The organism is Pseudomonas arsenicoxydans, assembly GCF_006438915.1.
GTDB lineage: Bacteria > Pseudomonadota > Gammaproteobacteria > Pseudomonadales > Pseudomonadaceae > Aquipseudomonas > Aquipseudomonas arsenicoxydans_A.
Window position 1 is genome coordinate 197,878 of sequence record NZ_RCZE01000004.1, and the last position, 23,915, is coordinate 221,792.

The 23,915-nt window shown below is 60.0% G+C and carries 23 protein-coding genes; 10 read left to right on the forward strand and 13 right to left on the reverse strand.

Features of this window, described 5'->3' with window-relative positions; genetic code table 11:
* Positions 1 to 63: 63 nt before the first annotated feature.
* The 6 genes from relA to EAH78_RS09955 all read right to left on the reverse strand — a co-directional run bounded on the left by relA (position 64) and on the right by EAH78_RS09955 (position 8,145).
* Positions 64 to 2,307: a GTP diphosphokinase gene (relA, locus tag EAH78_RS09930; RefSeq protein WP_140667390.1), complete on the reverse strand. Its 2,244-nt coding sequence runs from the start codon at positions 2,305 to 2,307 to the stop codon at positions 64 to 66.
* Between the two features lie 123 nt (positions 2,308 to 2,430).
* Complete coding sequence (gene rlmD / locus EAH78_RS09935) at positions 2,431 to 3,783, reverse strand: 23S rRNA (uracil(1939)-C(5))-methyltransferase RlmD (protein ID WP_140667391.1); 1,353 nt, start codon at positions 3,781 to 3,783, stop codon at positions 2,431 to 2,433.
* Positions 3,783 to 4,685, reverse strand: a complete 903-nt coding sequence (cysM, locus tag EAH78_RS09940; protein WP_140667392.1) for a cysteine synthase CysM — start codon at positions 4,683 to 4,685, stop codon at positions 3,783 to 3,785. Before cysM ends, rlmD begins: the two co-directional genes overlap by 1 nt.
* 114 nt (positions 4,686 to 4,799) lie before the next feature.
* On the reverse strand, positions 4,800 to 5,822 hold the full coding sequence (locus EAH78_RS09945; protein WP_140667393.1) for a PDDEXK nuclease domain-containing protein: 1,023 nt from the start codon (positions 5,820 to 5,822) through the stop codon (positions 4,800 to 4,802).
* Positions 5,823 to 6,005: 183 nt separating this feature from the next.
* Positions 6,006 to 7,436, reverse strand: coding sequence for a sensor histidine kinase (locus EAH78_RS09950; protein ID WP_140667394.1), 1,431 nt, complete (start codon positions 7,434 to 7,436; stop codon positions 6,006 to 6,008).
* Positions 7,423 to 8,145: a response regulator transcription factor gene (locus tag EAH78_RS09955; RefSeq protein ID WP_140667395.1), complete on the reverse strand. Its 723-nt coding sequence runs from the start codon at positions 8,143 to 8,145 to the stop codon at positions 7,423 to 7,425. The genes EAH78_RS09950 and EAH78_RS09955 overlap by 14 nt, the downstream gene beginning before the upstream one ends.
* A gap of 215 nt (positions 8,146 to 8,360) precedes the next feature.
* On the opposite strand from EAH78_RS09955, the gene EAH78_RS09960 reads away from it, so the two are divergent.
* Together EAH78_RS09960 and EAH78_RS09965 are read left to right on the forward strand one after the other, a co-directional pair.
* Complete coding sequence (locus tag EAH78_RS09960; protein WP_140667396.1) at positions 8,361 to 11,117, forward strand: response regulator; 2,757 nt, start codon at positions 8,361 to 8,363, stop codon at positions 11,115 to 11,117.
* Between the two features lie 75 nt (positions 11,118 to 11,192).
* Positions 11,193 to 12,182 carry a 2-hydroxyacid dehydrogenase gene (locus EAH78_RS09965; RefSeq protein WP_140667397.1) on the forward strand — a complete coding sequence of 330 codons (990 nt, stop codon included), beginning with the start codon at positions 11,193 to 11,195 and terminating at the stop codon, positions 12,180 to 12,182.
* Between the two features lie 6 nt (positions 12,183 to 12,188).
* Here the strand turns inward: EAH78_RS09965 and EAH78_RS09970 are convergent, their stop codons facing one another.
* Positions 12,189 to 12,602 carry a hypothetical protein gene (locus tag EAH78_RS09970; RefSeq protein ID WP_140667398.1) on the reverse strand — a complete coding sequence of 138 codons (414 nt, stop codon included), beginning with the start codon at positions 12,600 to 12,602 and terminating at the stop codon, positions 12,189 to 12,191.
* Between the two features lie 134 nt (positions 12,603 to 12,736).
* Between EAH78_RS09970 and EAH78_RS09975 the strand changes: the two genes are divergently transcribed.
* Together EAH78_RS09975 and EAH78_RS09980 are read left to right on the forward strand one after the other, a co-directional pair.
* Positions 12,737 to 13,171 (forward strand): hypothetical protein, encoded by a 435-nt coding sequence (locus EAH78_RS09975; protein ID WP_140667399.1) that lies wholly within the window; start codon positions 12,737 to 12,739, stop codon positions 13,169 to 13,171.
* The gene (locus EAH78_RS09980; RefSeq protein ID WP_140667400.1) at positions 13,171 to 13,575 is read left to right on the forward strand and encodes an META domain-containing protein; all 405 of its coding nucleotides are present in this window, start codon (positions 13,171 to 13,173) and stop codon (positions 13,573 to 13,575) included. Before EAH78_RS09975 ends, EAH78_RS09980 begins: the two co-directional genes overlap by 1 nt.
* Before the next feature lie 188 nt (positions 13,576 to 13,763).
* On the opposite strand, the gene EAH78_RS09985 is transcribed toward EAH78_RS09980, so the two are convergent.
* Positions 13,764 to 14,231, reverse strand: a complete 468-nt coding sequence (locus tag EAH78_RS09985) for a TlpA disulfide reductase family protein (protein ID WP_140667401.1) — start codon at positions 14,229 to 14,231, stop codon at positions 13,764 to 13,766.
* 114 nt (positions 14,232 to 14,345) lie between these two features.
* Here EAH78_RS09985 and arsC point away from each other — a divergent pair, with 114 nt between their 5' ends.
* Genes arsC through EAH78_RS10000 form a run of 3 tightly spaced genes read left to right on the forward strand, consistent with a single transcriptional unit; the run spans position 14,346 to position 15,719 of the window.
* Positions 14,346 to 14,699, forward strand: coding sequence for an arsenate reductase (glutaredoxin) (arsC, locus tag EAH78_RS09990; RefSeq protein WP_140667402.1), 354 nt, complete (start codon positions 14,346 to 14,348; stop codon positions 14,697 to 14,699).
* Positions 14,696 to 15,292, forward strand: coding sequence for an NAD(P)H:quinone oxidoreductase (wrbA, locus tag EAH78_RS09995; protein ID WP_027923973.1), 597 nt, complete (start codon positions 14,696 to 14,698; stop codon positions 15,290 to 15,292). The genes arsC and wrbA overlap by 4 nt, the downstream gene beginning before the upstream one ends.
* 1 nt (position 15,293) lies before the next feature.
* Positions 15,294 to 15,719 (forward strand): DUF2069 domain-containing protein, encoded by a 426-nt coding sequence (locus EAH78_RS10000; RefSeq protein WP_140667403.1) that lies wholly within the window; start codon positions 15,294 to 15,296, stop codon positions 15,717 to 15,719.
* 107 nt (positions 15,720 to 15,826) lie between these two features.
* Here the strand turns inward: EAH78_RS10000 and EAH78_RS10005 are convergent, their stop codons facing one another.
* Together EAH78_RS10005 and ttcA are read right to left on the reverse strand one after the other, a co-directional pair.
* The gene (locus EAH78_RS10005) at positions 15,827 to 16,501 is read right to left on the reverse strand and encodes a DNA-3-methyladenine glycosylase I (protein WP_140667404.1); all 675 of its coding nucleotides are present in this window, start codon (positions 16,499 to 16,501) and stop codon (positions 15,827 to 15,829) included.
* Between the two features lie 58 nt (positions 16,502 to 16,559).
* Positions 16,560 to 17,384, reverse strand: a complete 825-nt coding sequence (gene ttcA / locus EAH78_RS10010; protein ID WP_140667405.1) for a tRNA 2-thiocytidine(32) synthetase TtcA — start codon at positions 17,382 to 17,384, stop codon at positions 16,560 to 16,562.
* Positions 17,385 to 17,779: 395 nt separating this feature from the next.
* Here ttcA and EAH78_RS10015 point away from each other — a divergent pair, with 395 nt between their 5' ends.
* Together EAH78_RS10015 and EAH78_RS10020 are read left to right on the forward strand one after the other, a co-directional pair.
* Complete coding sequence (locus tag EAH78_RS10015; RefSeq protein ID WP_140667406.1) at positions 17,780 to 18,382, forward strand: Yip1 family protein; 603 nt, start codon at positions 17,780 to 17,782, stop codon at positions 18,380 to 18,382.
* A gap of 150 nt (positions 18,383 to 18,532) precedes the next feature.
* The gene (locus tag EAH78_RS10020) at positions 18,533 to 19,027 is read left to right on the forward strand and encodes a SprT family zinc-dependent metalloprotease (RefSeq protein WP_140667407.1); all 495 of its coding nucleotides are present in this window, start codon (positions 18,533 to 18,535) and stop codon (positions 19,025 to 19,027) included.
* A gap of 127 nt (positions 19,028 to 19,154) precedes the next feature.
* On the opposite strand, the gene EAH78_RS10030 is transcribed toward EAH78_RS10020, so the two are convergent.
* Together EAH78_RS10030 and EAH78_RS10035 are read right to left on the reverse strand one after the other, a co-directional pair.
* Positions 19,155 to 20,336: a CaiB/BaiF CoA transferase family protein gene (locus EAH78_RS10030; protein ID WP_140667409.1), complete on the reverse strand. Its 1,182-nt coding sequence runs from the start codon at positions 20,334 to 20,336 to the stop codon at positions 19,155 to 19,157.
* A 144-nt stretch (positions 20,337 to 20,480) separates the two neighbouring features.
* Positions 20,481 to 21,815: a dicarboxylate/amino acid:cation symporter gene (locus EAH78_RS10035; RefSeq protein ID WP_140667410.1), complete on the reverse strand. Its 1,335-nt coding sequence runs from the start codon at positions 21,813 to 21,815 to the stop codon at positions 20,481 to 20,483.
* 339 nt (positions 21,816 to 22,154) lie between these two features.
* Here EAH78_RS10035 and EAH78_RS10040 point away from each other — a divergent pair, with 339 nt between their 5' ends.
* On the forward strand, positions 22,155 to 23,153 hold the full coding sequence (locus EAH78_RS10040; RefSeq protein WP_140667411.1) for an AraC family transcriptional regulator: 999 nt from the start codon (positions 22,155 to 22,157) through the stop codon (positions 23,151 to 23,153).
* 142 nt (positions 23,154 to 23,295) lie between these two features.
* Here EAH78_RS10040 and EAH78_RS10045 read toward each other — a convergent pair whose 3' ends face one another.
* Positions 23,296 to 23,658: a DUF6124 family protein gene (locus EAH78_RS10045; RefSeq protein ID WP_140667412.1), complete on the reverse strand. Its 363-nt coding sequence runs from the start codon at positions 23,656 to 23,658 to the stop codon at positions 23,296 to 23,298.
* Positions 23,659 to 23,915 lie beyond the last annotated feature (257 nt).

Genomic DNA, 23,915 nt, shown 5'->3' on the forward strand with positions numbered 1-23,915 from the left:
GCGATAGCGGTGTGTCAGGTCAATCGCAATCGCGAGCAAGCTCAGCTCCTACAGGGATCGGTTTCAAGGCGTCCGGTTACGGCGGGTTTCGATGATGTTCGGCAACTGGGAAATCCGTCCCAGCAACCGCCCCAGCGCATCCAGCCCCGGAATCTCGATGGTCAGGGACATCAACGCGGTGTTGTCCTCTTTGTTCGAGCGGGTGTTGACCGCCAGCACGTTGATCCGCTCGTTGAGCAGCACCTGCGAGACGTCACGCAGCAAACCGGAACGGTCATAGGCGCGAATGACGATGTCCACCGGGTAGGTGAGCACCGGCACAGGGCCCCAGCTGACCTGAATGATCCGCTCTGGCTCGCGCCCGCCCAGTTGCAGCACCGAGGCGCAGTCCTGACGGTGAATGCTCACACCGCGGCCCTGGGTGATGTAACCGACGATCGCGTCGCCCGGCAACGGCTGGCAGCAGCCGGCCATTTGCGTCATCAGGTTGCCGACGCCCTGGATCTGGATGTCGCCACGCTTGCCCGGTTTGTAGCCGGTGGCTTTGCGCGGGATCAGCTCCAGCTGTTCGTTGCCGCGTTCCGGCTCGACCAGTTGCTGCGCCAGGTTCACCAATTGCGCCAGGCGCAAATCACCGGCGCCCAACGCGGCGAACATGTCCTCGGCGGTCTTCATGTTGGCTTTGTCGGCCAGCTTGTCGAAGTCCACCGCCGGCAGGCCCAGGCGGCTGAGTTCGCGCTCAAGCAGTGTTTTACCGGCCGCGACGTTCTGATCACGCGCCTGCAATTTGAACCAGTGGACAATCTTCGCCCGCGCCCGCGAGGTGGTGATGTAACCCAGGTTCGGGTTCAGCCAGTCGCGGCTCGGAGTGCCGTGCTTGCTGGTGATGATCTCGACCTGTTCACCGGTTTGCAGGCTGTAGTTGAGCGGTACGATCCGGCCGTTGATTTTCGCGCCACGGCAGTTGTGACCGATTTCGGTGTGCACGCGGTACGCGAAGTCCAGCGGCGTCGAGCCTTTGGGCAAATCAATGGCGTGACCGTCCGGGGTGAAGATGTAGACCCGGTCCGGCTCGATATCGACCCGCAGCTGTTCGGCCAGGCCGCCGATATCGCCCAGTTCTTCGTGCCACTCGAGGACCTGACGCAGCCAGGAAATTTTCTCTTCGTAGTGGTTGGAGCCGGATTTGACGTCGGTGCCCTTGTAGCGCCAGTGTGCGCACACGCCCAGTTCCGCTTCCTCGTGCATGGCGTGGGTGCGGATCTGCACCTCCAGCACCTTGCCCTCGGGGCCGATCACCGCGGTGTGCAGCGAGCGGTAGCCGTTCTCTTTCGGGTTGGCGATGTAGTCGTCGAATTCTTTCGGGATGTGCCGCCACAGGGTGTGGACAATGCCGAGCGCGGTGTAGCAATCGCGCATTTCCGGCACCAGCACGCGAACGGCGCGAACGTCGTAGATCTGGCTGAATTCCAGACCCTTGCGCTGCATTTTGCGCCAGATCGAATAGATGTGTTTGGCCCGGCCGCTGATGTCGGCATCGACGCCGGTGGCCTGCAATTCGTTTTTCAGCTGGCTCATCACGTCGGCGATGAAACGCTCGCGATCCAGACGCCGTTCATGCAGCAATTTGGCGATCTGCTTGTACTGGTCAGGCTCAAGGTAACGGAAGGACAAGTCCTCCAGTTCCCACTTGATGTGACCGATACCGAGACGGTGCGCGAGTGGCGCATAGATGTCGAAGACTTCGCGGGCGACGCGATTGCGTTTTTCGTCGTCGGCGGTTTTCACCGCTCGAATCGCGCAGGTGCGTTCTGCCAGTTTGATCAGCGCGACGCGAACGTCGTCGACCATGGCGACCAGCATTTTGCGCAGGTTTTCGACCTGGCCCTGAGTGCCCAGCACCAGGGATTTACGCGGGCTGAGGCTGTCGCTGATCGCCGCCATGCGCTGCACGCCGTCGATGAGTTTGGCCACCAGTGGACCGAAGCGCTGGCTGATCGCAGGCAACAGAATCTGCCCTTCGCGCACGCCGCGGTACAAGATCGCGGCGACCAGTGAATCCTGATCGAGTTTGAGGTCGGCGAGAATCTCGGCGATCTCAAGGCCCGTGCGGAAACTCGACGTCCCTTCGGACCAGAGATTCTTCGCCGCATTGGCCTGCTGTTCAGACGTACGAGCGAACTCGCACGCTTCCTTCAAGGCTTCGCGATCCAGTGCCGGATCGACACTGACCGCATGATCGAGCCAAGCCTCGAGATTGATACTGCCGTCTGTATTGATCGGCTGGTGTGCTCTCACCTGTACCATCTTGCTTACCTTCCCTACGACGCAGATTCAATGCGTCAAATCGCTGACCTTCGTTGCCCGCTCGCGCTCGCGGGGCTCATGCGAGCGCTGCACGGGCGGGACAGTCGGACCAGACGAGCCGTCCTAGCTCGCTTCAAATAACGCCATGGCCTCGACATGTGCCGTTTGAGGAAACATATCGAGAATCCCGGCACGTTTTAACCGGTAGCCCTGCTTGATCAATTCAACCGTGTCGCGCGCCAGCGTTGCCGGGTTGCACGACACGTACACCAACCGCTTGGCGCCCAGGGACGCCAGCTTGCGCACGGCCTCGAAAGCTCCGTCACGCGGTGGGTCCAAGAGTACCGCACAAAAGCCTTCGCGCGCCCATTCGGCGTCGGTCAAAGGCTGGGATAAATCGGCCTGAAAAAACTTCGCGTTATGCAGATTATTGCTAGCAGCATTCGCCGCGGCGCGCTCCACCATAGCCTGCACACCTTCCACCGCCACGACTTCGCGAACGGCCTTGGCCAGCGGCAAGGCAAAGTTACCCAAGCCACAAAACAAATCCAGAACCCGCTCATCCGCCTGCGGTTTCAGCCAGTCCAGCGCCTGGGCAATCATCGCTTCGTTGACCCCGGCATTGACCTGAATGAAATCCCCCGGCCGGTAGGCCAGATTCAGGTCCCACTGTTCCAGGCGATAACCCAGCGACGCATCGGCCTCGACCGGTTGCGGTTCGCCGTCCCCATGCAGCCACAACTGGGCTTCATGGAAGGCACAGAAATCTTTGAGGATGGTCATGTCGTTGTCAGACAACGGCGCCATGTGCCGCAGCAACACGGCCAACGAGGAGCCGCTGAACAATTCCACATGCCCCAGCGCCTGAGGTTTGCTCAAGCGACGCAACATCTCCGGCAAGCGGGCCATGATTGGCTGCAAGGGCTGTACCAGCACCGTGCATTCGTTGATCGCGACGATGTCCTGACTGCCCGCTGCGCGGAATCCGACTTCAAGTTTTTTCGCTTTCATGTCCCAGCGCACCGCCACCCGGGCGCGACGGCGGTAACCGAACTCCGGACCGCTCAACGGCGCTGCCCACTCTTGCGGTTCGACACCGGCGACCTTGGACAGTTGCTCGGCGAGCATGCGCTGTTTCAGGGCGAGTTGTTCGGTATGAGGCAGATGCTGCACGCTGCAGCCGCCACAGCGACCGGCATGCGGGCACGGTGCCGGGCGACGTAATTCGCTGGCCTGGAACACGCGCTCGGTGCGCGCCTCGACTACCTTGCCATGCGCCCCCAACACCCGCGCTTCGACTTCTTCACCGGCCAATGCGCCGATGACGAACCAGGTGCGACCTTCGAAAAAAGCGATACCGCGACCGTCATTAGCCAGGCGCTCGATGCTCAAGCGCTGCTTTTTGCCGGTCGGGATTTGTGGAGCCTTGCTGCCGCCCGTGGGTTGGAAGCGCAGGCCTCTCTCGTGCTTGGCCATCAGTTAGGCGCGTCGAAAATGCCGGTCGACAAGTAACGGTCGCCACGGTCGCAAATGATCGCGACGATCACTGCGTTTTCAACTTCTTTGGACAGGCGCAGCATCGCTGCCACCGCACCGCCCGAGGACACGCCACAGAAAATGCCTTCTTCGCGGGCCAGACGACGGGTCACGTCCTCGGCTTCGCTTTGCGCCATGTCGACGATACGGTCGACACGATCGGCCTGATAAATCTTCGGCAGGTATTCCTGCGGCCAGCGACGGATGCCCGGAATCGCCGAGCCTTCCATCGGTTGCAGGCCAACGATTTGCACGCCTTCGTTCTGTTCTTTCAAATAGCGCGAGACACCCATGATGGTACCGGTGGTGCCCATCGAACTGACGAAATGGGTGATGGTGCCCTCGGTCTGACGCCAGATTTCCGGGCCGGTGGTGGTGTAGTGCGCTTCGGGATTATCCCCGTTGGCGAACTGGTCCAGCACCTTGCCACGGCCTTCGGCTTCCATCCGCTGAGCGAGGTCGCGGGCGCCTTCCATGCCTTCTTCCTGGGTGACCAGTATCAACTCGGCGCCATAGGCCGTCATGGCGGCTTTACGTTCGGCGCTGGAGTTGTCCGGCATGATCAGGATCATCTTGTAACCCTTGATCGCGGCGGCCATGGCCAACGCAATCCCGGTGTTACCCGAGGTCGCTTCGATCAGCGTGTCGCCAGCGTGGATCTGCCCACGCAACTCGGCGCGGGTGATCATCGACAGCGCCGGACGGTCCTTGACCGAACCCGCCGGGTTATTCCCTTCGAGCTTGAGCAAAAGGGTGTTGCTGGTGGCGCCGGGCAGGCGCTGCAAACGAACCAGCGGAGTGTTGCCGACGCAATCGGCGATGGTTGGGTACTGCAAGGTCATGGCGTATTCGCAATCCAGACTGCGGGGGCGCCTATCATACCGGCAAACGTTCGCAGGCCATATCACGCAAAGTGCGGTGCTTATGGCTTATGGGAATAAGCAGCCTGAGCGGGTTCAGTATTCCTCTGTGTGCGCGATATTCAATGCATAGAACTCATGCAATTTGGCCTGCAACAGCTGTTTGTCCGGTAGCTGGACTTGATACTCCGCGATCAGTGCAGGCGACAGACTGCGGTTGAGCGCGTATTCGACCACCTCGTCCTCTTTGCTGGCGCAGAGCAATACGCCGATGGAGGGGTTTTCGTGGGGTTTGCGCACATTGCGGTCAAGCGCTTCCAGATAAAAGTCGAGCTTGCCCAAATACTCCGGCTCAAATCGCCCGACCTTTAGCTCTATGGCCACCAGACAATTGAGGCCACGGTGATAGAACAATAAATCCAGAGCAAAATCACGACTGCCAACTTGCAGTGGGAATTCAGAGCCGACAAAGCAAAAATCGCGGCCGAGCTCGCTTAGAAAATCCTTGAGGCGTACCAGTAACCCCTTATGCAAATCAGTTTCGGCGTGACCACCGGGCAGGTCGAGAAATTCGAGCATGTAGGCGTCACGGAAAATCTCAAGCGCAGCTGGGTGAGTTTGTCTAAGCGCCGAAGAGGTTTTTGCTGGCTGGGTCACGCTTCGTTCGAACAGTGCGGCCTTGAACTGACGCTCTAGTTCACGCTTCGACCATTTTTCTTGAACAGCCATACGAAGGTAAAACTCCCGCTCTTCAGGGAGTTTTCCTTGGCTGAAAATGACCAGATTATGGGTCCAGGGTATTTGTCTCACCAGCGGTGAGACTTTCTCGTTGTCCCGGTAGGTTTCGTAGAACTGACGCATGCGGAATAGATTGGGCCGGGTAAAACCACGTAACCCAGGTTGAGTCGTGGCCAGATGTTCAGCCAACTGACTGACCACAGAATCACCCCATTCGGCTTTTTCCAGCTTGCGACTGATGTAAGCACCCACCTGCCAGTACAGCTCAATCAGCTGGGTATTCACCGCCTGCATGGCCTGCTGTTTGGCACTTTGAATCAGCGCAAGCACCTCATTGAAGCGGTCGTCGGTTGCATTGTCGGGGACGCTGGATGCATTCATGCTGGACTCCTGAGGACGAGGAAAAGCGCGAGTCTATTCCGTCGAGTCAGGTTGAAGGTGTCGGTAATTCGCTTTAGGAAAGGTCGTACAAAAGAACGGGAACGCTCTGGCAAAACCTGCTGTTTGATGGCTGGAAAGGCCTCATCGCGAGCAGGCTCATTCCTACAAAGGGATCGGGGGGGATCACACCTCTTGTGGGTGACACACACCCATTGTGGGAGCGAGCTTGCTCGCGATGGCGTCATCACTCACACCATCAACTTCAGCCACTAACCGCATATTCAGCCGCAGTCCCGCACCGGCATTCTCAGCCCATAGCTGCCCACCCTGGCGCCGCACCGCATTCTTCGCAATGCTCAACCCCAACCCAAACCCGCCATCTCCCGGTCGCGAACCGTCGAGCCGAATGAAGGGGCAGAAGATCCGTTCAAGATCAGCCTCAGCCACCCCGCCGCCCTCATCCTCCAGCCACACATGCCAGAAGTCGCCATCGCGCTGCCCGCCCAGACTCACCACACCGCCCTCGGGTGAATGACGAATGGCGTTGCGCAGGATGTTTTCCAGTGCCTGGGCCAGGGTGTTGAGGTTGCCGCGCACCCAGCATGACGAGTCCACCGTGCAGCGCAATTGACTGCCCGGCCAGCCGCTTTCATAGCAGGCATTTTCCGTGAGCATTTCCCACAAGGCCTGGACTTGAATCGCTTCATCGGGCAACGGTGAGCGCTCTGTGTCGAGCCAGGCCAGTTGCAGCGTGTCTTCGACCAGTCGCTGCATGCCATCGACCTCCCGGCCGATACGCTCGCGCAGCGCCGCCAGCCCCTGCTCGCTTTCGCTGGCCACCCGCAAGCGGCTCAACGGTGTGCGCAATTCGTGGGACAGGTCGCGCAGCAATTGCCGCTGCAAGGCCACGGTGCTTTGCAGGCGCTCGGACATGTGATCGAAGGCCCGGCCCAGTTCGCCGAGCTCATCCGAACGATTGGTGGTACTGCTCGACAGGCGTACGTTCAACGGGTCCACGCGCCAGGCGTTGGCCTGTTCGCGCAGGTTGTTCAACGGCACGACCAACAGTCGATAAAGGCCAACGCATAACAGCAGCGTGAACATCCCCGGAATGATCCCGTTGGTGATCACGCGCCAGAACACCCGGTACTGCCCCGGTAAAAAACGTTGGGGCAACTCGATCACCAGGCTACCGGCCGCCGGGTCGTTGGGAAAAGGGATTCTCAGCCATGGCAAGCCTTTGGTATGGCGACTCGTTGGCCAATCCAGCCCACGCAAAAAGGTCAGGCGTTGAACTTCCTTGTCCGTTAGCGGATAGCTGCTCAACGACTGCAAATCAGCGCCGATGACACCGACCCAGGATGACTCGCGCTTGCCGATACCCTGCAGCCAGACATCGACGCCTGCACTCTGGCGTTGATTCCAGGCTTGTTCGGCTTCGGCGGCGTAACGGGTCAGCGTGCCCCGGGCTTCGTCGGACAGGAACAGGTTTTTCTGTTCCATGTACCGGCCCCACGACCAGCTCAGCCAAATCATCAGCAGACAGAACGCCACCAACAAACAGGCGAGTTTCCAGAACAGCGAGTGCCGCCCCGGCACGTCAGACCATTTCATCGGCAGCACTCAAGACGTAACCCTTGCCCCAGACCGTACGCACTTCGCGCTCGATATAGCCGATGCCTTTGAGTTTGCGGCGGATCTGGCTGATGTGCATGTCGAGGCTGCGGTCATGGGCGGCGTAACCGCGTTGCAGCACATGCTGATAGAGGAAGGCTTTGCTCAACACTTCATCGCCATTACGATTAAGCGTTTCCAGCAACCGATATTCGCTGCGAGTCAGGCCTGCGGCGTGCTCGCCATGGAAAACCTCACACAGTTCATCATCGAAACGCAGGCTGTGCACCTCGCAGGCCAACGGCTGCGTCGCCGGTCGACGGTCGAGCGCCACCCGGCGCAGGATCGCTTCGATGCGCACGCGCAACTCGGCCATGCTGAACGGTTTTGGCAGATAGTCATCGGCGCCCAGGCGAAAACCGCTGATGCGATCCTCCTCGGCGCCCAGGGCCGACATCAGCACCACCGGCGTGGCATGACTCTGGCGCAACTGCGTCAACACATTGAGCCCGTCCAGGCCCGGCAACAGGATATCCATCAACACCACATCGAAGGCTTGCTGGCGCGCGATGGCCAGGCCTTCCTGGCCGTTCTGGCACCAGGTCACCTGAAAACCACACCGGCCCAAATGCTCGTGCACATAGGCACCGAGCACGAGGTCGTCTTCGATGGAAAGGATTCGGGGACGGCCAATCGGGATGGGAGTCATCAGTATCTGCAAATAATTCTCAGTTGGGCGATTATTCAAGATTGCCTGCCGATGGGCAACCCAAGGTTTGCCCAAGACGTAAAACCAGCCCGCCGGCCGACGAATGACGACATCAATTTTACGAAGATTGCCTGCCTGCAAGTCGCTACACTGCCCGGGTGGCGCGTACCGGAAGTACACGCAGGTCAATCAATCGCTGGATGCAGGAGAGATGCGTGCTCAAGAAACTGGGAATTAAAGGCCGCGTGCTGTTGCTGACCCTGTTGCCGACCACTCTGATGGCCTTGGTCCTGGGCGGCTATTTCACCTGGATGCAGCAATCCGACCTGCAATCCCAATTGATGCAGCGCGGCGAGATGATTGCCGAACAGCTTGCACCGCTGGTGGCCCCGGCCATGGCTCACAAGGACAACGAGCTGCTGGAACGCATCGCCACCCAGTCGCTGGAAACAGCCGACGTGCGCGCAGTGACCTTCCTCGCCCCCGACCGCACGCCAGTGGCCCACGCTGGCCCGACCATGCTCAATTCGGCGCCGTCGCTGGGCGACAGTTCGAAGATGTTGCGCCGCAGCGGCAACGATGCGACGCGTTATCTGCTGCCGGTATTCGGCAAACACCGCAACCTGGCCGGCGACTTGATTCCCGACGAAGCCGACCGCCTGCTGGGCTGGGTTGAACTTGAGCTGTCGCACAACGGCATGTTGCTGCGCGGTTACCGCAGCCTGTTTGCCAGCCTGATGATGATTGCCGCCGGTCTGGCTGGCGCTGCGCTGCTGGCCCTGCGCATGGGCCGGACCATCAATCGGCCGATCAGCCAGATCAAACTGGCGGTGGCGCAACTCAAGGACGGTCATCTGGAAACCCGCCTGCCGCCCCTCGGTAGCCAGGAACTGGATGAACTGGCGTCCGGCATCAACCGTATGGCCGGCACCCTGCAAAATGCGCAGGAAGAATTGCAACACAGCGTCGATCAGGCCACCGAAGACGTGCGCCAGAATCTGGAAACCATCGAGATCCAGAACATCGAGCTGGACCTGGCGCGCAAGGAAGCCCTGGAAGCGAGCCGGATCAAATCCGAGTTCCTGGCCAACATGAGCCATGAAATCCGCACGCCGCTCAACGGCATTCTTGGTTTCACCCACCTGCTGCAAAAAAGCGAACTGACGCCGCGCCAGCTCGACTACCTGGGCACCATCGAAAAATCCGCCGACAGCCTGCTGGGGATCATCAACGAGATCCTCGACTTCTCGAAAATCGAGGCCGGCAAACTAGTGCTCGACAATATTCCGTTCAACCTGCGCGACTTGCTGCAGGACACCCTGACCATCCTCGCCCCGGCCGCCCACGCCAAACAACTGGAGCTGGTGAGCCTGGTGTACCGCGACACGCCATTGTCGCTGGTGGGCGATCCGCTGCGACTCAAGCAGATCCTCACCAACCTGGTCAGCAATGCGATCAAGTTCACCCGCGAAGGCACCATCGTTGCCCGCGCCATGCTCGAAGAAGAACACGAAGATAGCGTGCAATTGCGCATCAGTATTCAAGACACCGGTATCGGCCTGTCGAACGAGGACGTGCGCGCGCTGTTCCAGGCCTTCAGTCAGGCCGACAACTCATTGTCCCGGCAACCCGGCGGTACCGGTCTAGGGCTGGTCATTTCCAAGCGACTGATTGAACAGATGGGCGGCGAGATTGGCGTCGACAGTACCCCGGGCGAAGGTTCGGAGTTCTGGATCAGCCTGAGTCTACCCAAGACCCGTGACGACGCCGAAGACCTGCCCGGCCCTCCCCTGCTTGGGCGCCGCGTGGCGGTGCTGGAAAACCATGAACTGGCGCGGCAGGCATTGCAGCATCAACTGGAAGATTGCGGCTTGAGCGTCACGCCGTTCAATACCCTGGAAAGTTTGGCCAATGGCGTGACCGGCGCGCATCAGACCGATCAGGCCATCGACCTGGCGGTGCTCGGCATCACCAGCAACGACATGCCGCCCGAGCGTCTCAACCAGCACATCTGGGACCTCGAACACCTGGGCTGCAAAGTACTGGTGCTGTGCCCGACCACCGAGCAGACGCTGTTCCATCTCTCGGTACCGAACCCGCACAGTCAGCTTCAGGCCAAACCGGCCTGCACCCGAAAACTGCGTCGGGCCTTGTCCGATCTGGTCAACCCGCGCCAGCAGCGCAGCGAACCCGGCGAACCGGTGTCGAGTCGTGCGCCGAAAGTACTGTGCGTCGACGACAACCCAGCCAACCTGTTGCTGGTGCAAACCCTGCTCGAAGACATGGGCGCCAAGGTGCTTGCGGTTGAAAGCGGTTACGCCGCGGTCAAAGCGGTGCAGAACGAAACCTTCGACCTGGTGTTGATGGACGTGCAAATGCCCGGCATGGACGGGCGTCAAAGCACCGAAGCGATTCGTCAGTGGGAGAGCGAGCGGCATTGCACTCCCCTGCCGATCGTCGCCCTCACGGCTCACGCCATGGCCAATGAAAAACGTGCACTGCTGCAAAGCGGCATGGACGATTACCTGACCAAACCCATCAGCGAACGGCAATTGGCACAGGTGGTGCTGAAGTGGACAGGTCTGGCCCTGCGTAACCACGGGCCGGAACGTTCCAGCGACAGCCACGGTGGCGGGCATGATTTGCAGGTGCTCGACCCCGAAGAAGGTTTGCGCCTGGCCGCGGGGAAGGCGGATCTGGCAGCGGACATGCTGGCGATGTTGCTGGCCTCGCTTGAAGCCGACCGCGAAGCCATTCGGGTTGCCCGGGAAAGCAACGATCAGAATGCATTGATCGAACGCGTCCATCGCTTGCATGGGGCCACCCGTTATTGCGGCGTCCCGCAACTGCGCGCAGCCTGCCAGCGCAGTGAAACCCTGCTCAAGCAACAGGACCCCAAAGCGCCCGGCGCCCTGGAAGACCTCGACCGGGCGATCAATCGCCTGGCCGCGCATGCCCGTCTCAACGCTTGATGCAGCGCAACGGCGCTGACCACCATCAGCGCTAAGCTGCTACATAAAGCTTGACCGAGTTTTCCAGGAGGATTCATGCGCACGATTCTTTTCAGCAGCCAGACCTACGACCGCGACAGCTTTCTGGGCGCCGAGCTGCCTGCCGGCATCGAACTGCACTTTCAATCGGCGCGGCTGAGTATCGATACTGTGGCGCTGGCAGAACATCACGATGTAGTCTGCGCCTTCATCAATGACGATCTCAGCGCCCCGGTGCTGGAACGTCTTGCCGCGGGCGGCACACGCCTGATCGCCCTGCGTTCGGCCGGTTACAACCATGTCGAGCTGCCTGTGGCCAAGCGTCTGGGCCTTGCGATCGTGCGCGTCCCGGCCTACTCGCCACACGCCGTGGCCGAGCATGCGGTGGCGCTGATCCTGGCACTCAACCGCCGCTTGTACCGAGCCTACAATCGCACCCGCGAAGGCGACTTCAGCCTGCACGGGTTGACAGGCTTCGACCTGGTGGGCAAGACCGTCGGCGTGGTCGGCACCGGGCAGATCGGCGCAACATTCGCCAAGATCATGCAGGGTTTCGGCTGCCAGTTGCTCGCCTACGATCCGTTCCCCAATCCGCAGGTCGAAGCCCTCGGCGCCCGCTACTTGAGTTTGCCGCAGCTGCTCGCCGAGTCGCAGATCATCAGCCTGCATTGCCCGCTCAACGAGCAGAGCCAACACCTGATCAACCGCGAATCACTGGCGCACATGCAACCCGGCGCGATGCTGATCAACACCGGGCGTGGCGGTCTGGTGGACACCCCGGCGCTGATTGACGCCCTAAAGGACGGCCAACTGGGTTATCTGGGGCTGGATGTGTATGAAGAAGAGGCGCAGCTGTTTTTCGAAGACCGTTCGGACTTGCCGCTGCAGGACGATGTGCTGGCGCGGCTGCTGACCTTTCCGAACGTGATCATCACCGCGCACCAGGCCTTCCTGACCCGTGAAGCCTTGGGCGCGATTGCCGCGACGACCTTGCAGAACATCGTCGCTTGGGCCGCCGGAGCGCCGCAGAATCGGGTCGAGGGCTGAGTTTTCTCAGACTTTGGACAACAGGATCATCAGTCCCAGCCAGCCGAAGCCGAGCAGGCGCTGCCCCACGGAATGCCCGCGACGCAGCAGGAACCAGACAAAAAACGGCGGCAGGAAGAAAATCATCAGTTTCAGCCAGAGTTCTACCGGTCGTGTCCCGTTCAGCGTGGGTGTCGGAGCCGGTGTCGGTGCTGAAACGTCGGTTTCAACCTGGGTTCTTCGCTTACGTCCGAACGCAGCCGGTGTCACCCGCGCCACTTTCTCGTCCTCCGGCAAACGCCCGAAAGAAATCGGTGCCTGCACGGGCGCGGCTGTCGAAGTGGCCGCTTGCACCGTTGCCGTCGGCGCACCGCAATGAATACATGCAGGCGCCGTGGAACTGATGCTTTGCTTGCACTCATAACATTCGATTAACGCCATGTCCGTTCCCTAGAGGTGTAAAGGCGGCAGTGTGCCATGAGTCGATAGGTTTTTTGAACCTGATCGAAGGTCATCTCCGCGCCCCATGCTGCGTGCAGGCCCGTGATAGCATACCGCGCATATTTGGAGGACCCATGGTCGAACACGATTTCCGCTACACCCTGATGAGCCCGCAACACACCCTTACCGAATGCCGCGCCTTGGTGCCGGGGCGTTATCAAGTCACCGGCAACGGTGGCTCGATCCGGATTGGCGACGTGCTGGTAGTGACTCTCAAAGGCAGCAAGGACTTGTCCATGCGCCTGACCGTCGAAACGGTTCGCCACTTGATCAACCCGCCCGGCCAATGGGTCGCGGTGAGCAGTGGCCCGGTGTTTGGCGAGTTGGGGATCCACACCTGGGAAGTCAATTGCGACAGCTGCGCCAAAGCGCTGAGCTTTGAATTCGCGGTCGACGCCAAACTGGGCAACAAGGCTGAAAAGCCTGCCGCCACCGCACGGATTGCCGAGTTGGGCTGGACCACCGTGGGTGAGAAACACCTGTGCCCGACATGCCAGGAGCCTGCGTGATGAAACGCCTCGCCCTGACCACCCTGGTCGGTGCCAGCCTGCTGGGCTGCGCCGCCGAGCCGGTGCAACTGCAACAAAACCGTAGCTACATTCTGGAATGGATCGGCGAACGTCCGCTGATGGACTACAGCCACCTGACCATCACCCTCGGTGACGACGGCCGGGCGTACGGCAACGGCGGCTGCAACCATTGGTTCGCGCCGTACACCCTGGAAGGCGACAAGCTGAGCTTCGGCCAGATCGGCAGCACCCGAAAACTGTGCGCGCCAGCGGTCATGGAGCAGGAAAAACGCTTCTTGCAGGCGCTGGAAGGCGTGCAGCGCTGGGACATTTCCCCGATCGAGCAGATGCGCTTCTGGCCGGCGGAAGGCAAGCCGTTGCGTTGGTGGCTTGAAGAGGGTTGATCACCCCTGTGCCACCTGAAAACAACTGTGGCGAGGGAGCTTGCTCCCGCTGGGCTGCGAAGCAGCCCTAAACCCCGTCACCTCGGTTCATCAGATACGCCATATGTAGTGGTTTGCGACTGCTGCGCAGTCGAGCGGGAGCAAGCTCCCTCGCCACAAAACCTCATTAGCCACAGCCCCGTATCCGATCACTTGACCGCCTGCAACGCCTCAAGCTTCGCCATCACCCCCGCCGCCGTCTGCTCGCCCATCAGTTGCTCGCGAACCTTGCCCTTGTTATCGATGATGTACGTCACCGGCAAGGCTTCACTGCGTGGCAACTCAAAAAGATCGGCCGGGTCTGAAGCCAGGACGGTGAACTTGATCCCCAGTTTCTCGCTGGCGCTCTTCAGCTCTTCACCCTGCACGTTGTCGAAGTTGACCCCAAACACGCCGATCTTCCTGTCTTTCAATTGATCGGCCAACGCGTTCAGCTGCGGAATTTCGGTCCGGCACGGGCCACACCATTCGGCCCAGTAATTGAGCACCACCCATTGGTTGTCGAGACGGTTGGAGGCAACTTTATGGCCATCCTGGTCGACGCCGTAGTCATTGCCGCAGCCCCCCAGCATCAACGCCCCGATAATCGCCAATGCCGCTGCCAGTCGCCTTGTCATGTTGTAATCCTTGCTCAAAATTGAATGCGCCTGCGACCCATCGCCTCGCAAGGTTCTGGATTGCGCGCTGCACAGTTAGAATAGCCGCCACTTTACGCAAGAAGCGACCCGCACATGACCGATCTGACGCTTTATCACAACCCGCGCTGCTCGAAATCTCGCGGTGCGCTCGAACTGCTCGAAGCCCGTGGCCTGACCCCGACCGTCGTCCGCTACCTCGAAACGCCGCTGAACGCCGCGCAAATCGAGAGCCTGCTGAGCAAGCTCGGCCTCAGTGCCCGGCAACTGCTGCGCACCGGTGAGGACGAGTACAAAACCCTCAACCTCGCCGACGCCATCCTGAGCGAAGCGCAATTGATCGCGGCCATCGCGTCTCACCCGAAACTCATGGAGCGCCCGATTCTCGAAGTCGGCGACAAAGCCGTCATCGGCCGTCCGCCGGAGCACATCCTGGAGTTGCTGCCGTGAGCGCGCCTTACATTCTGGTTCTGTATTACAGCCGCAGCGGCTCGACCAATGAAATGGCCCGGCAAATTGCCCGCGGCGTTGAGCAGTCCGGGATGGAAGCGCGCCTGCGCACCGTGCCGGCGATTTCCACCGAATGCGAAGCCGTGTCGCCGGACATTCCGGACGAAGGCGCGCTGTACGCCAGCCTCGACGACCTGAAGAACTGCGCGGGCCTGGCCCTGGGCAGCCCGACCCGTTTCGGCAACATGGCCGCGCCGCTCAAGTACTTCCTCGATGGCACCAGCAACCTGTGGCTGACCGGCGCGCTGGTGGGCAAGCCAGCGGGCGTGTTCACCTCGACCGCCAGCCTGCACGGTGGTCAGGAAACCACGCTGTTGTCGATGATGCTGCCGCTGCTGCACCACGGCATGCTGATCACCGGCCTGCCTTACAGCGAGTCGGCGTTGCTGGAAACCCGCGGCGGCGGCACGCCATATGGCGCCAGTCATCACGCCGGGGCCGATGGCAAAAGCGGCTTGAATGAACATGAAGTGGCGCTGTGCCGGGCCTTGGGCCTGCGCTTGGCCAAGACTGCGCAAAAGCTGGGGAACTGACGTGGCCAAGAAGCCTAAGATTCTGCCGTCCATTGAATGGCTCGAACCGCGGGTCCGGGCGATGCGCGCCATCAGCCTGCTGTGCTTTTTCGGTCTGCTGGGGCTGTTGTGCGCCTACTACCTGGTGTTCGCCGACCTGCATGGCGCGCGGCCGTGGGTGATTCTGATGATCGAATTGGTGCCGCTGCTGTTGCTGGCGCCGGGGATGATTATCGGCAGCGCGCGCGGGCATTCGTGGATGTGTTTTGTGGTGAATCTGTATTTCATCAAGGGCGCGCTGGCGGCGTATGACCCGAATCGGCAGCTGTTTGGGTTGCTGGAGATGGGTGCGAGCCTGGCGGTGTTCTGCTCGGCGTTGTTGTATGTGCGGTGGCGGTTTCAGCTCAATCGCAAGCTGGCTGGCGAGGGCGAGATCTCTACTGCCTGATCTGGCCCCTTCGCGAGCAAGCCCGCTCCCACATTTGACCGGGTTCCTTCAGTTGGAATGCGGTCACATGTGGGAGCGGGCTTGCTCGCGAAGGGGGCGACTCGGTCTTAATGATTGACGGTGTAAGCCAGCATCATCGAAATCTGGCTCATCGCCCGCCCACCACTCTGTTCATGCCACTGGTTGAACACCTCCTGCACCAAAGCCAGATCGCGCAAACTGGTCGGCACCTTGTCGACGATCTTCTGCGCATTCAACCCAGCGACCACGTCGTAGCTCGGCACAAAGGTGTCCTTGCCGACCATGCGCAAGAAGCGCGGCGCTGACAGCCCGCCCAATTGATGGCCGCGCTTTTTCAGGTAGGTCCACAGCCCGACGATATCCGTCACCGGCCAATCGGCAATCAGCGCACCGAAGCTACCCTTCTCATGCGCGACGTCCAGAATGAACTGCGCATTGCGCGGCACGCTTTTGAGCTTGCCCAAGTGACGGATGATTCGCGCATCCTGCATCAAGCGTTCGAGGTGTTCGGCGCTCATCAGCACGACTTTTTCCGGGTCGAACTTGAAGAACACTTCTTCGAAGGCCGGCCACTTGGCGTCCACCAGGCTGTGCTTGAGCCCGGCGCGAAACACCCGCAGCGCCATGGTCGAGAGGTAGCGGTCGTCGCTGATCTTGCGCAATTGTGCCGGGGTTTTCGGAACGGGCAGATGGGCTTCCAGTTCAGCTGCTGAACCGAAGCGGTTCAGACAGTATTCGTGCAGCCACTTGTAATCGCGCATGCCCTCTCCTGAGGTAATCGAAAAAACTGTGGGAGCGAGCTTGGTCCCACAATACTGTTTAGAGGTTGACCACGTTGACGAAGCGCGAAGCCGCCGATTCGTCGATCTTGAGGCTGGTGAAATCAAACAGATTGCGATCCGCCAATTGTGACGGCTGCACATTTTGCAGGCTGCGGAAAATGCTTTCGGTACGGCCCGGGGTCTTGCGTTCCCAGTCTTGCAGCATGTCCTTGACCACCTGGCGTTGCAGGTTTTCCTGAGAACCGCAGAGGTTGCACGGGATGATCGGAAATTGCTTGAAGTCCGAATAGGCCTGGATGTCTTTTTCGTTGCAGTACGCCAGCGGACGGATCACCACGTTACGACCATCATCGGCACGCAGTTTAGGCGGCATGGCCTTGAGCGAACCGTTGAAGAACATGTTGAGGAAGAACGTCTCGACGATGTCGTCGCGGTGATGACCGAGGGCCATTTTGGTCGCACCGATTTCGTCGGCAAAGGTGTAAAGCGTGCCGCGACGCAGTCGCGAGCACAGCGAGCAGGTGGTTTTGCCTTCCGGGATAAGCTCCTTGACCACCGAGTAAGTGTCTTTCTCGACGATGTGGTATTCGATGCCCAGTTCCTTGAGGTAGGCCGGCAGCACGTGCTCCGGGAAACCTGGCTGCTTCTGGTCCATGTTCACGGCCACGATCTCGAACTTGATCGGGGCGACCTTCTGCAAGTGCATCAGCACGTCGAGCAGGGTGTAGCTGTCCTTGCCACCGGACAGGCAGACCATGACCTTGTCGCCGTCTTCAATCATGTTGAAGTCGGCAACAGCCTCACCAGCCTGACGGCGAAGGCGCTTTTGCAGTTTGTTCTGGTTAACCGTGAGAGTGCCCATGACGCGAATCCGTGAGGTGTGACGAAAGGCCGGCATTTTACGCAAAAACCTTGCTCTTGTGGCGAGGGGGCTTGCCCCCGTTCGGCTGCGCAGCAGTCGTCAATCAAGCACTGCGATTTATCCGGAAGGCTGGGGGTTACTTCGTAACCCAACGGGGGCAAGCCCCCTCGCCACAGAAGCTCGCTCCCACAGGGACGTATGTCGACAGACCCTGCGGCGATTAACAGCTGTGTTTACAGCGCGATTTGCTCTAAGCCCCTATCACCTGTGCGGTTAAGTCCTTTCTATACTGCGACATAAGGTCGCATTCAAATCCAGACCTTTACTTACGTGGCCACTTTGGCCTGTAGGCGCTCCACTGGGGGGCGACGGTAAAAACAAGAGGAGTGACTGGCATGATCCATCACGTAGTGGGGCTCTTCACCCACCCCGACCAGGAATGGAAAGAAATCCGTGGCGACCAAGAGGAAAGCATCAGCCACATGTACCTGACTCACACGCTGATTCTGGCGGCGATCCCTGCCATCTCGGCGTTTATCGGCACCACCAAAGTCGGTTGGGTTATTGGCAGCCGGGCACCGGTAATGCTGACGCAGGAAAGCGCGCTATGGATGACGATCATGTCGTACGTGGCGATGCTCGGCGGTGTTGCAGTGATGGGCGCGTTCATCCACTGGATGGCTCGCACCTATGACGCCAACCCGAGCCTGGCCCGTTGCGTTGCGTTTGCGACCTACACCGCGACCCCGCTGTTCATCGGCGGTCTGGCGGCGCTGTACCCACACATGTGGCTGGGGATGATCGTCGGGACGGCGGCCATCTGCTACACGGTGTACTTGCTGTACGTGGGGCTACCCACTTTCATGAACATTCCATCAGACGAGGGGTTCCTGTTTTCGAGTTCGGTGCTTGCGGTAGGCCTGGTGGTGCTGGTGGCCATCATGGCGTTCACAGTTATTGTCTGGGGACTCGGCGTGGGGCCGGTCTATACGAACTAAGTAGTGCTTTCTACCCCAAAACAAGATCTGCCAATACAGGCCGCCGCAAGGCGGCCTTCTAATGCCGGAGGCGACGACCATTCGGCGCCTCGACGATTCGCAAGACTCCAGGGTTGCGGCATACTCGACGTCTCTGGAGATCCATCAAGCATGCCCGAGCAACTCAATACCCGCGTCGAAGACTGTTACCTACTCGCCGAATCCTTTTTCAAACGAACTTTCAAACGCCCCGTGGTGAGCCTCAAGCTGCGCGGTCAAAAAGCCGGTGTCGCGCATTTGCACGAGAACCTGCTGCGCTTCAATCCGCAGTTGTACCGGGAAAACACCGAAGACTTCCTCAAGCAAACCGTGGCCCACGAGGTCGCGCACCTGATCGCGCATCAGCTGTTTGGCGACCGCATCCAGCCACACGGTGAAGAGTGGCAGCTGATCATGCGCGGCGTGTACGAACTGCCGCCCAATCGCTGCCACACCTACGACGTCAAACGCCGCAGCGTGACGCGCTATATCTACAAATGCCCGTGTGCCGACAGTGATTTTCCGTTTTCAGCGCAGCGTCATGGCCTGGTGCGCCAAGGGCGGCGGTATTTGTGTCGGCGATGCCGGAGCACGTTGGTGTTTAGCGGGGAGATGCGGGTCGAGTAACCGGATTTTGTGGTGAATGTGCCGGCCCCTTCGCGAGCAAGCCCGCTCCCACATTTAAGCGCATTCGCCAGAAACAACTCGGTCGAATGTGGGAGCGGGCTTGCTCGCGAAGAGGCCCTAAAAGTCGCTACACAACCACCTTGGCACACCGCAATGCTTCGATCCGCTGCGCACTAAACCCCAACTCCCCCAACACCTGATCCGTATGCTGCCCCAGCGCCGCACCGATATGCCGTGGCTCAGGCAAGCCATCCGAAAACTTCAACGGACACGCCATCTGTGCCTGAGTCGTCCCATCCCCACGCGGCACTTCAGTCACCAACTCCCGCGCCTTCAACTGCGGATGCGCAATCGCCTCGCCCAGATTCAACACCGGCTCGACACACGCATCCAGTTCTGCAAACAAGCCGCACAACTCGCCAAAGTCATGTTTCTCGAACTCAGTCTTCAGCGCGTCCTTGAGCTTTTTCTGGTCCGCAGGTTTTGGCGACAAGCCCAAGGGCGACAACTCCTCCAGCCCCAACGCCGTACACAGTGGCTTCATGAACGCCGGCTCCAGGCTGCCCACCGACAACCAGCGCCCGTCCCGCGAGCGGTAATAGTCATAAAAGCTGCCACCATTGAGCATCTGGTCTTCCCTGCCCGACTCCACGCCGCAGGCCAGGTACCCGGCGCCGGCCATGGCGTTCAGGCTGAACGCGCAATCGGTCATGCTCACGTCCAGGTGCTGGCCCTGCCCGGTTTGCTGCCGGGCGATTACCGCCGCAAGCAGGCCGATGACCCCGTGCAGCGAGCCCCCGGCAACATCCGCCACCTGCATGCCCAATGGCAGCGGCCCGCTGTCGGCGCGACCGGTATAGCTGGCCAGTCCCGCCAGCGCCAGGTAGTTGATGTCGTGGCCGGCGCGGTCTTTGTAGGGGCCGGTCTGGCCGTAACCGGTGATCGATACGTAGATCAGCTTCGGATTGATCGCCTTCAAGGCTTCGTACCCCAGCCCAAGGCGTTCCATCACGCCGGGGCGGAACTGTTCGAGCACGATGTCGTAGTCCGCCAGCAACTGCTTGATCACCTCCAGCGCCTCGGGCTGCTTGAGGTCGAGCGCCAGGCTGCGCTTGTTGCGATTGAGGTAGGCGTGACTGGCGGAAACACCCTGATCATGCGGTGGCAGCACCCGCAGCAAGTCCATGCGCGTGGGTGATTCGATGCGCAGTACCTCGGCCCCCATGTCCGCCAGCAACAACGAGGCAAACGGCCCCGGCAGAAGCGTCGAAAAATCCAGTACCTTGAGTGATGCCAGTGGCCCGAGCATGAATGATCTCCGTGAACGATGCCTCCAGCCTAGGCAGCCATTGGCATTGCAGCAATCACCCGAAGTGTCAGCAAAGGTGACCGTTACGCTCAAATCCCGGACAAGAAAAAACCCGCCGAAGCGGGTTTTTCACTACAACACGTCTTACTTGACGTTGCTTGGGGTTGGGCCTTCGGCCACGCCCAGGTCGTCTTCTACGCGTTCGTCGGAGATGCCACGCCCGCCAGAAGCCAGTTCAGCGTGCATCACGTCAACGTCCAGTTCCTTGACCCACTTGGCCACGACCAGGGTGGCAACGGCGTTACCCACCAGGTTGGTCAGGGCGCGGGCTTCAGACATGAAGCGGTCGATACCGAGGATCAGCGCCAGGCCGGCAACCGGCAGGTGGCCGACAGCCGACAAGGTAGCGGCCAACACGATGAAACCACTACCGGTCACGCCAGCAGCGCCTTTGGAGGACAGCAGCAACACCACCAACAGCGTGATCTGGTGAGTGATGTCCATGTGGGTGTCGGTCGCCTGAGCGATGAACACGGCCGCCATGGTCAGGTAGATCGCGGTGCCGTCGAGGTTGAACGAGTAACCGGTCGGGATCACCAGACCCACAACGGATTTTTGCGCGCCCAGACGCTCCATCTTGATCAGCATGCGTGGCAGTACCGATTCCGAGGAGGACGTACCCAGCACAATCAGCAGTTCTTCACGGATGTAGCGAATCACTTTCAGCACGCTGAAGCCGTGAGCGCGAGCAATGCCGCCCAGAACGACCAGCACGAACACGACGCACGTGATGTAGAAGCAGGCCATCAGTTGACCCAGTTGCACCAGCGAGCCGACACCGTAGGCACCAATGGTGAACGCCATGGCGCCGAAGGCACCGATAGGCGCGAGCTTCATGATCATGTTGATGATGTTGAACATCACGTGAGCGAAGCGATCGATGAAGTCCAGGATCGGACGGCCATAAGCGCCCAGGCGATGCAGGGCGAAACCGAAGATCACCGAGAACATCAGCACTTGCAGGATATCGCCGGTGGCGAACGCGCCGAAGATGGTGTTCGGGATCACGTTCAGCAGGAAGCCAACCACGCTTTGATCAGCGCCGGCCGCCACGTATTGAGCGACTTTGGAGGCATCCAGCGTGGTCACGTCGATGTGCATGCCGGCACCCGGCTGGACAATGTTGACCACCACCAGACCGACCAGCAATGCGATGGTCGAAACGATTTCGAAGTACAGCAGCGCGTAACCGCCGGTCTTGCCGACCGATTTCATGTCCTGCATGCCGGCGATACCGCTGACCACGGTACAGAAGATGATCGGGGCGATGATCATTTTGATCAGCTTGATGAACCCGTCACCCAGCGGCTTGAGGGCCACACCAGTCTGCGGATAAAAGTGACCGATCAAAACGCCGATAACGATGGCAACGATCACCTGGAAATACAGGGATTTGTACAGTGGCTGACGAGTCGTCATTGCAAAGTTCCTCAAGAGTGCCCGGTGACAACATCCATCTGTTGTCCATGACACCTGAATTGCGAACCCTCCTGCTTCTGGAGGGATTTGTTTTTCGAGCCGCGCGACGGCAGGCATCTGCTCGTTGTATCGCAAGGCCCGTGCCACCTTCGCCAAAATGCCAGCAAGCCTTTTGACATCAAGGGTTACAGGTTTTTCTTCGTCACTGAACGGTGGCACCGATGTGGCGGATTTCCGCCCATCCACCAAACCTCGTCCCGCAATTTGGCGGATATCCGCCTTGTTCGTCACCGGTCAGCGCGGCTACCATCCGTCGTTCAATGGACGGACCTGCCTTCTATGCGCGAACGCACCATCGCCAGTCATTTCGCCCGTGCCGTCCTCGGTGGCGCACGCCGGCTGGGTTATGACTATTCAGACCTGTTGCAGCAACTGGGCATCAGCCCCGAGCTGCTGGACGAACCGCGTGCGCGTATTGCACCTGAGCAGTTCACCCGTTTGATCCAGGGTCTGTGGCTGGCACTGGATGACGAATACCTCGGGTTCGGGCCGGTCCCGAGTAAAACCGGCAGCTTCGCCATGATGTGCCACGCAGTGATCCACTGCCGCAATCTGGAAAAAGCACTGCATCGCGGCTTATTGTTTTATAGCTTATTCCCCGAGGGTCCGCGTCTGACCCTGAGCCGCGAAGGCGAAATGATCCGCTTGAGCCTGGATGATTCGAAGTTCCAGGACCCGGACCATTTCCTCACCGAAAGCCAGTTGATGGTCTGGCATCGGCTCGGCAGTTGGCTGATCGGCCAGCGCATACGCCTGGAGCAGGCGACGTTCAGTTATCCCAGACCCGAACACGGCGCCGAGTACGACTTGCTGTTCCCCTGCCCGATGGTGTTTTCCTCAGCCCAGAGCAGCCTGCTGTTTCACAGTCGCTACCTGAACATGCCGCTGTTGCAGGACGAACGCACCCTCAAGCATTTCCTCGAACACTCCCCCGCCGACCTGCTGTCGCGCCCGGATGATGGCGACAGCCTGAGCAGCCAACTGCGCCGCTTGCTCAGCCGTGACAGCGCACGCTGGCCGGACCTGGAAGCGGTGGCCGCGCACATGCACATCAGCCCGCAGACCTTGCGTCGGCATTTGCGCGAGGAAGGCTCGAGTTTTCAGGAATTGAAGGATCAGCTAAGGCGCGATATCGCGATTTATCACCTGGGGCGGGCGGATTTGTCGTTGCAGCAGATTGCTGAACAGCTGGGGTTTTCCGAGCCTTCGGCGTTTCATCGGGCGTTCAAGAAATGGACCGGGGTGACGCCTGGGGCTTATCGCGCACAGGAGAATTGATTTTTGCGTTGACGCGGCTGACCCCTTCGCGAGCAAGCCCGCTCCCACATTTAATCGCATTCCCACTGAAGGAACTCGGTCGAATGTGGGAGCAGGCTTGCCCGCGAAGAACGATGACGCGGTCTACCTGACTCAATAACTGCTACGGCGGATCAAGCCTGTCCAGCATCCGGTTCACCGCCAGTTCTCCCAGCATCACCACCTGCGCAATCCCCAGCACCGTGTTGCGCTGTGTCCCCTCCACCTGCCCCGCAAACTCACTGAGCATCACACTCGCCGACGCCATGGTTTCACAGGCGCTGACCAGCAGGGTTTCATCATTGGTGTCGGGCCCGACGAAGTAGATCGTGCTGGGTTTACGCGGGGCGTCTTTGGGAATGACCGGTTTGAGGTAGTAATCGAGGGCGCGGTCGGCGGCTTTGTTGAGTTTTTTGGACTCGGGGGTTTCGTAGGGGGAGACGTCGTCGGTGTCGGTTTCCGGCGGGTTGGGCGTGATCTTGAACATTTGAAGCTCCTAGAGTTATGGAGCCGCTACTCATCGCTGCTAAACGAAAAACGGGTGGCGGCTATGCGCGGGTTAGCAGACCAGGACTCTAGAACCCGGCGCACCGAAGTGCCCCACGCAAAGCCGCCATAAAATCGACGACTGACGTTGTACGTCTAGAGATGACCCAGGCTGCTAAACCCGACCGCTGATTGGTCAGCGACGGGATAACGATAGGACCCAAGCCTTAGACGCACAAGCCGGCGGATTCTGGCGTA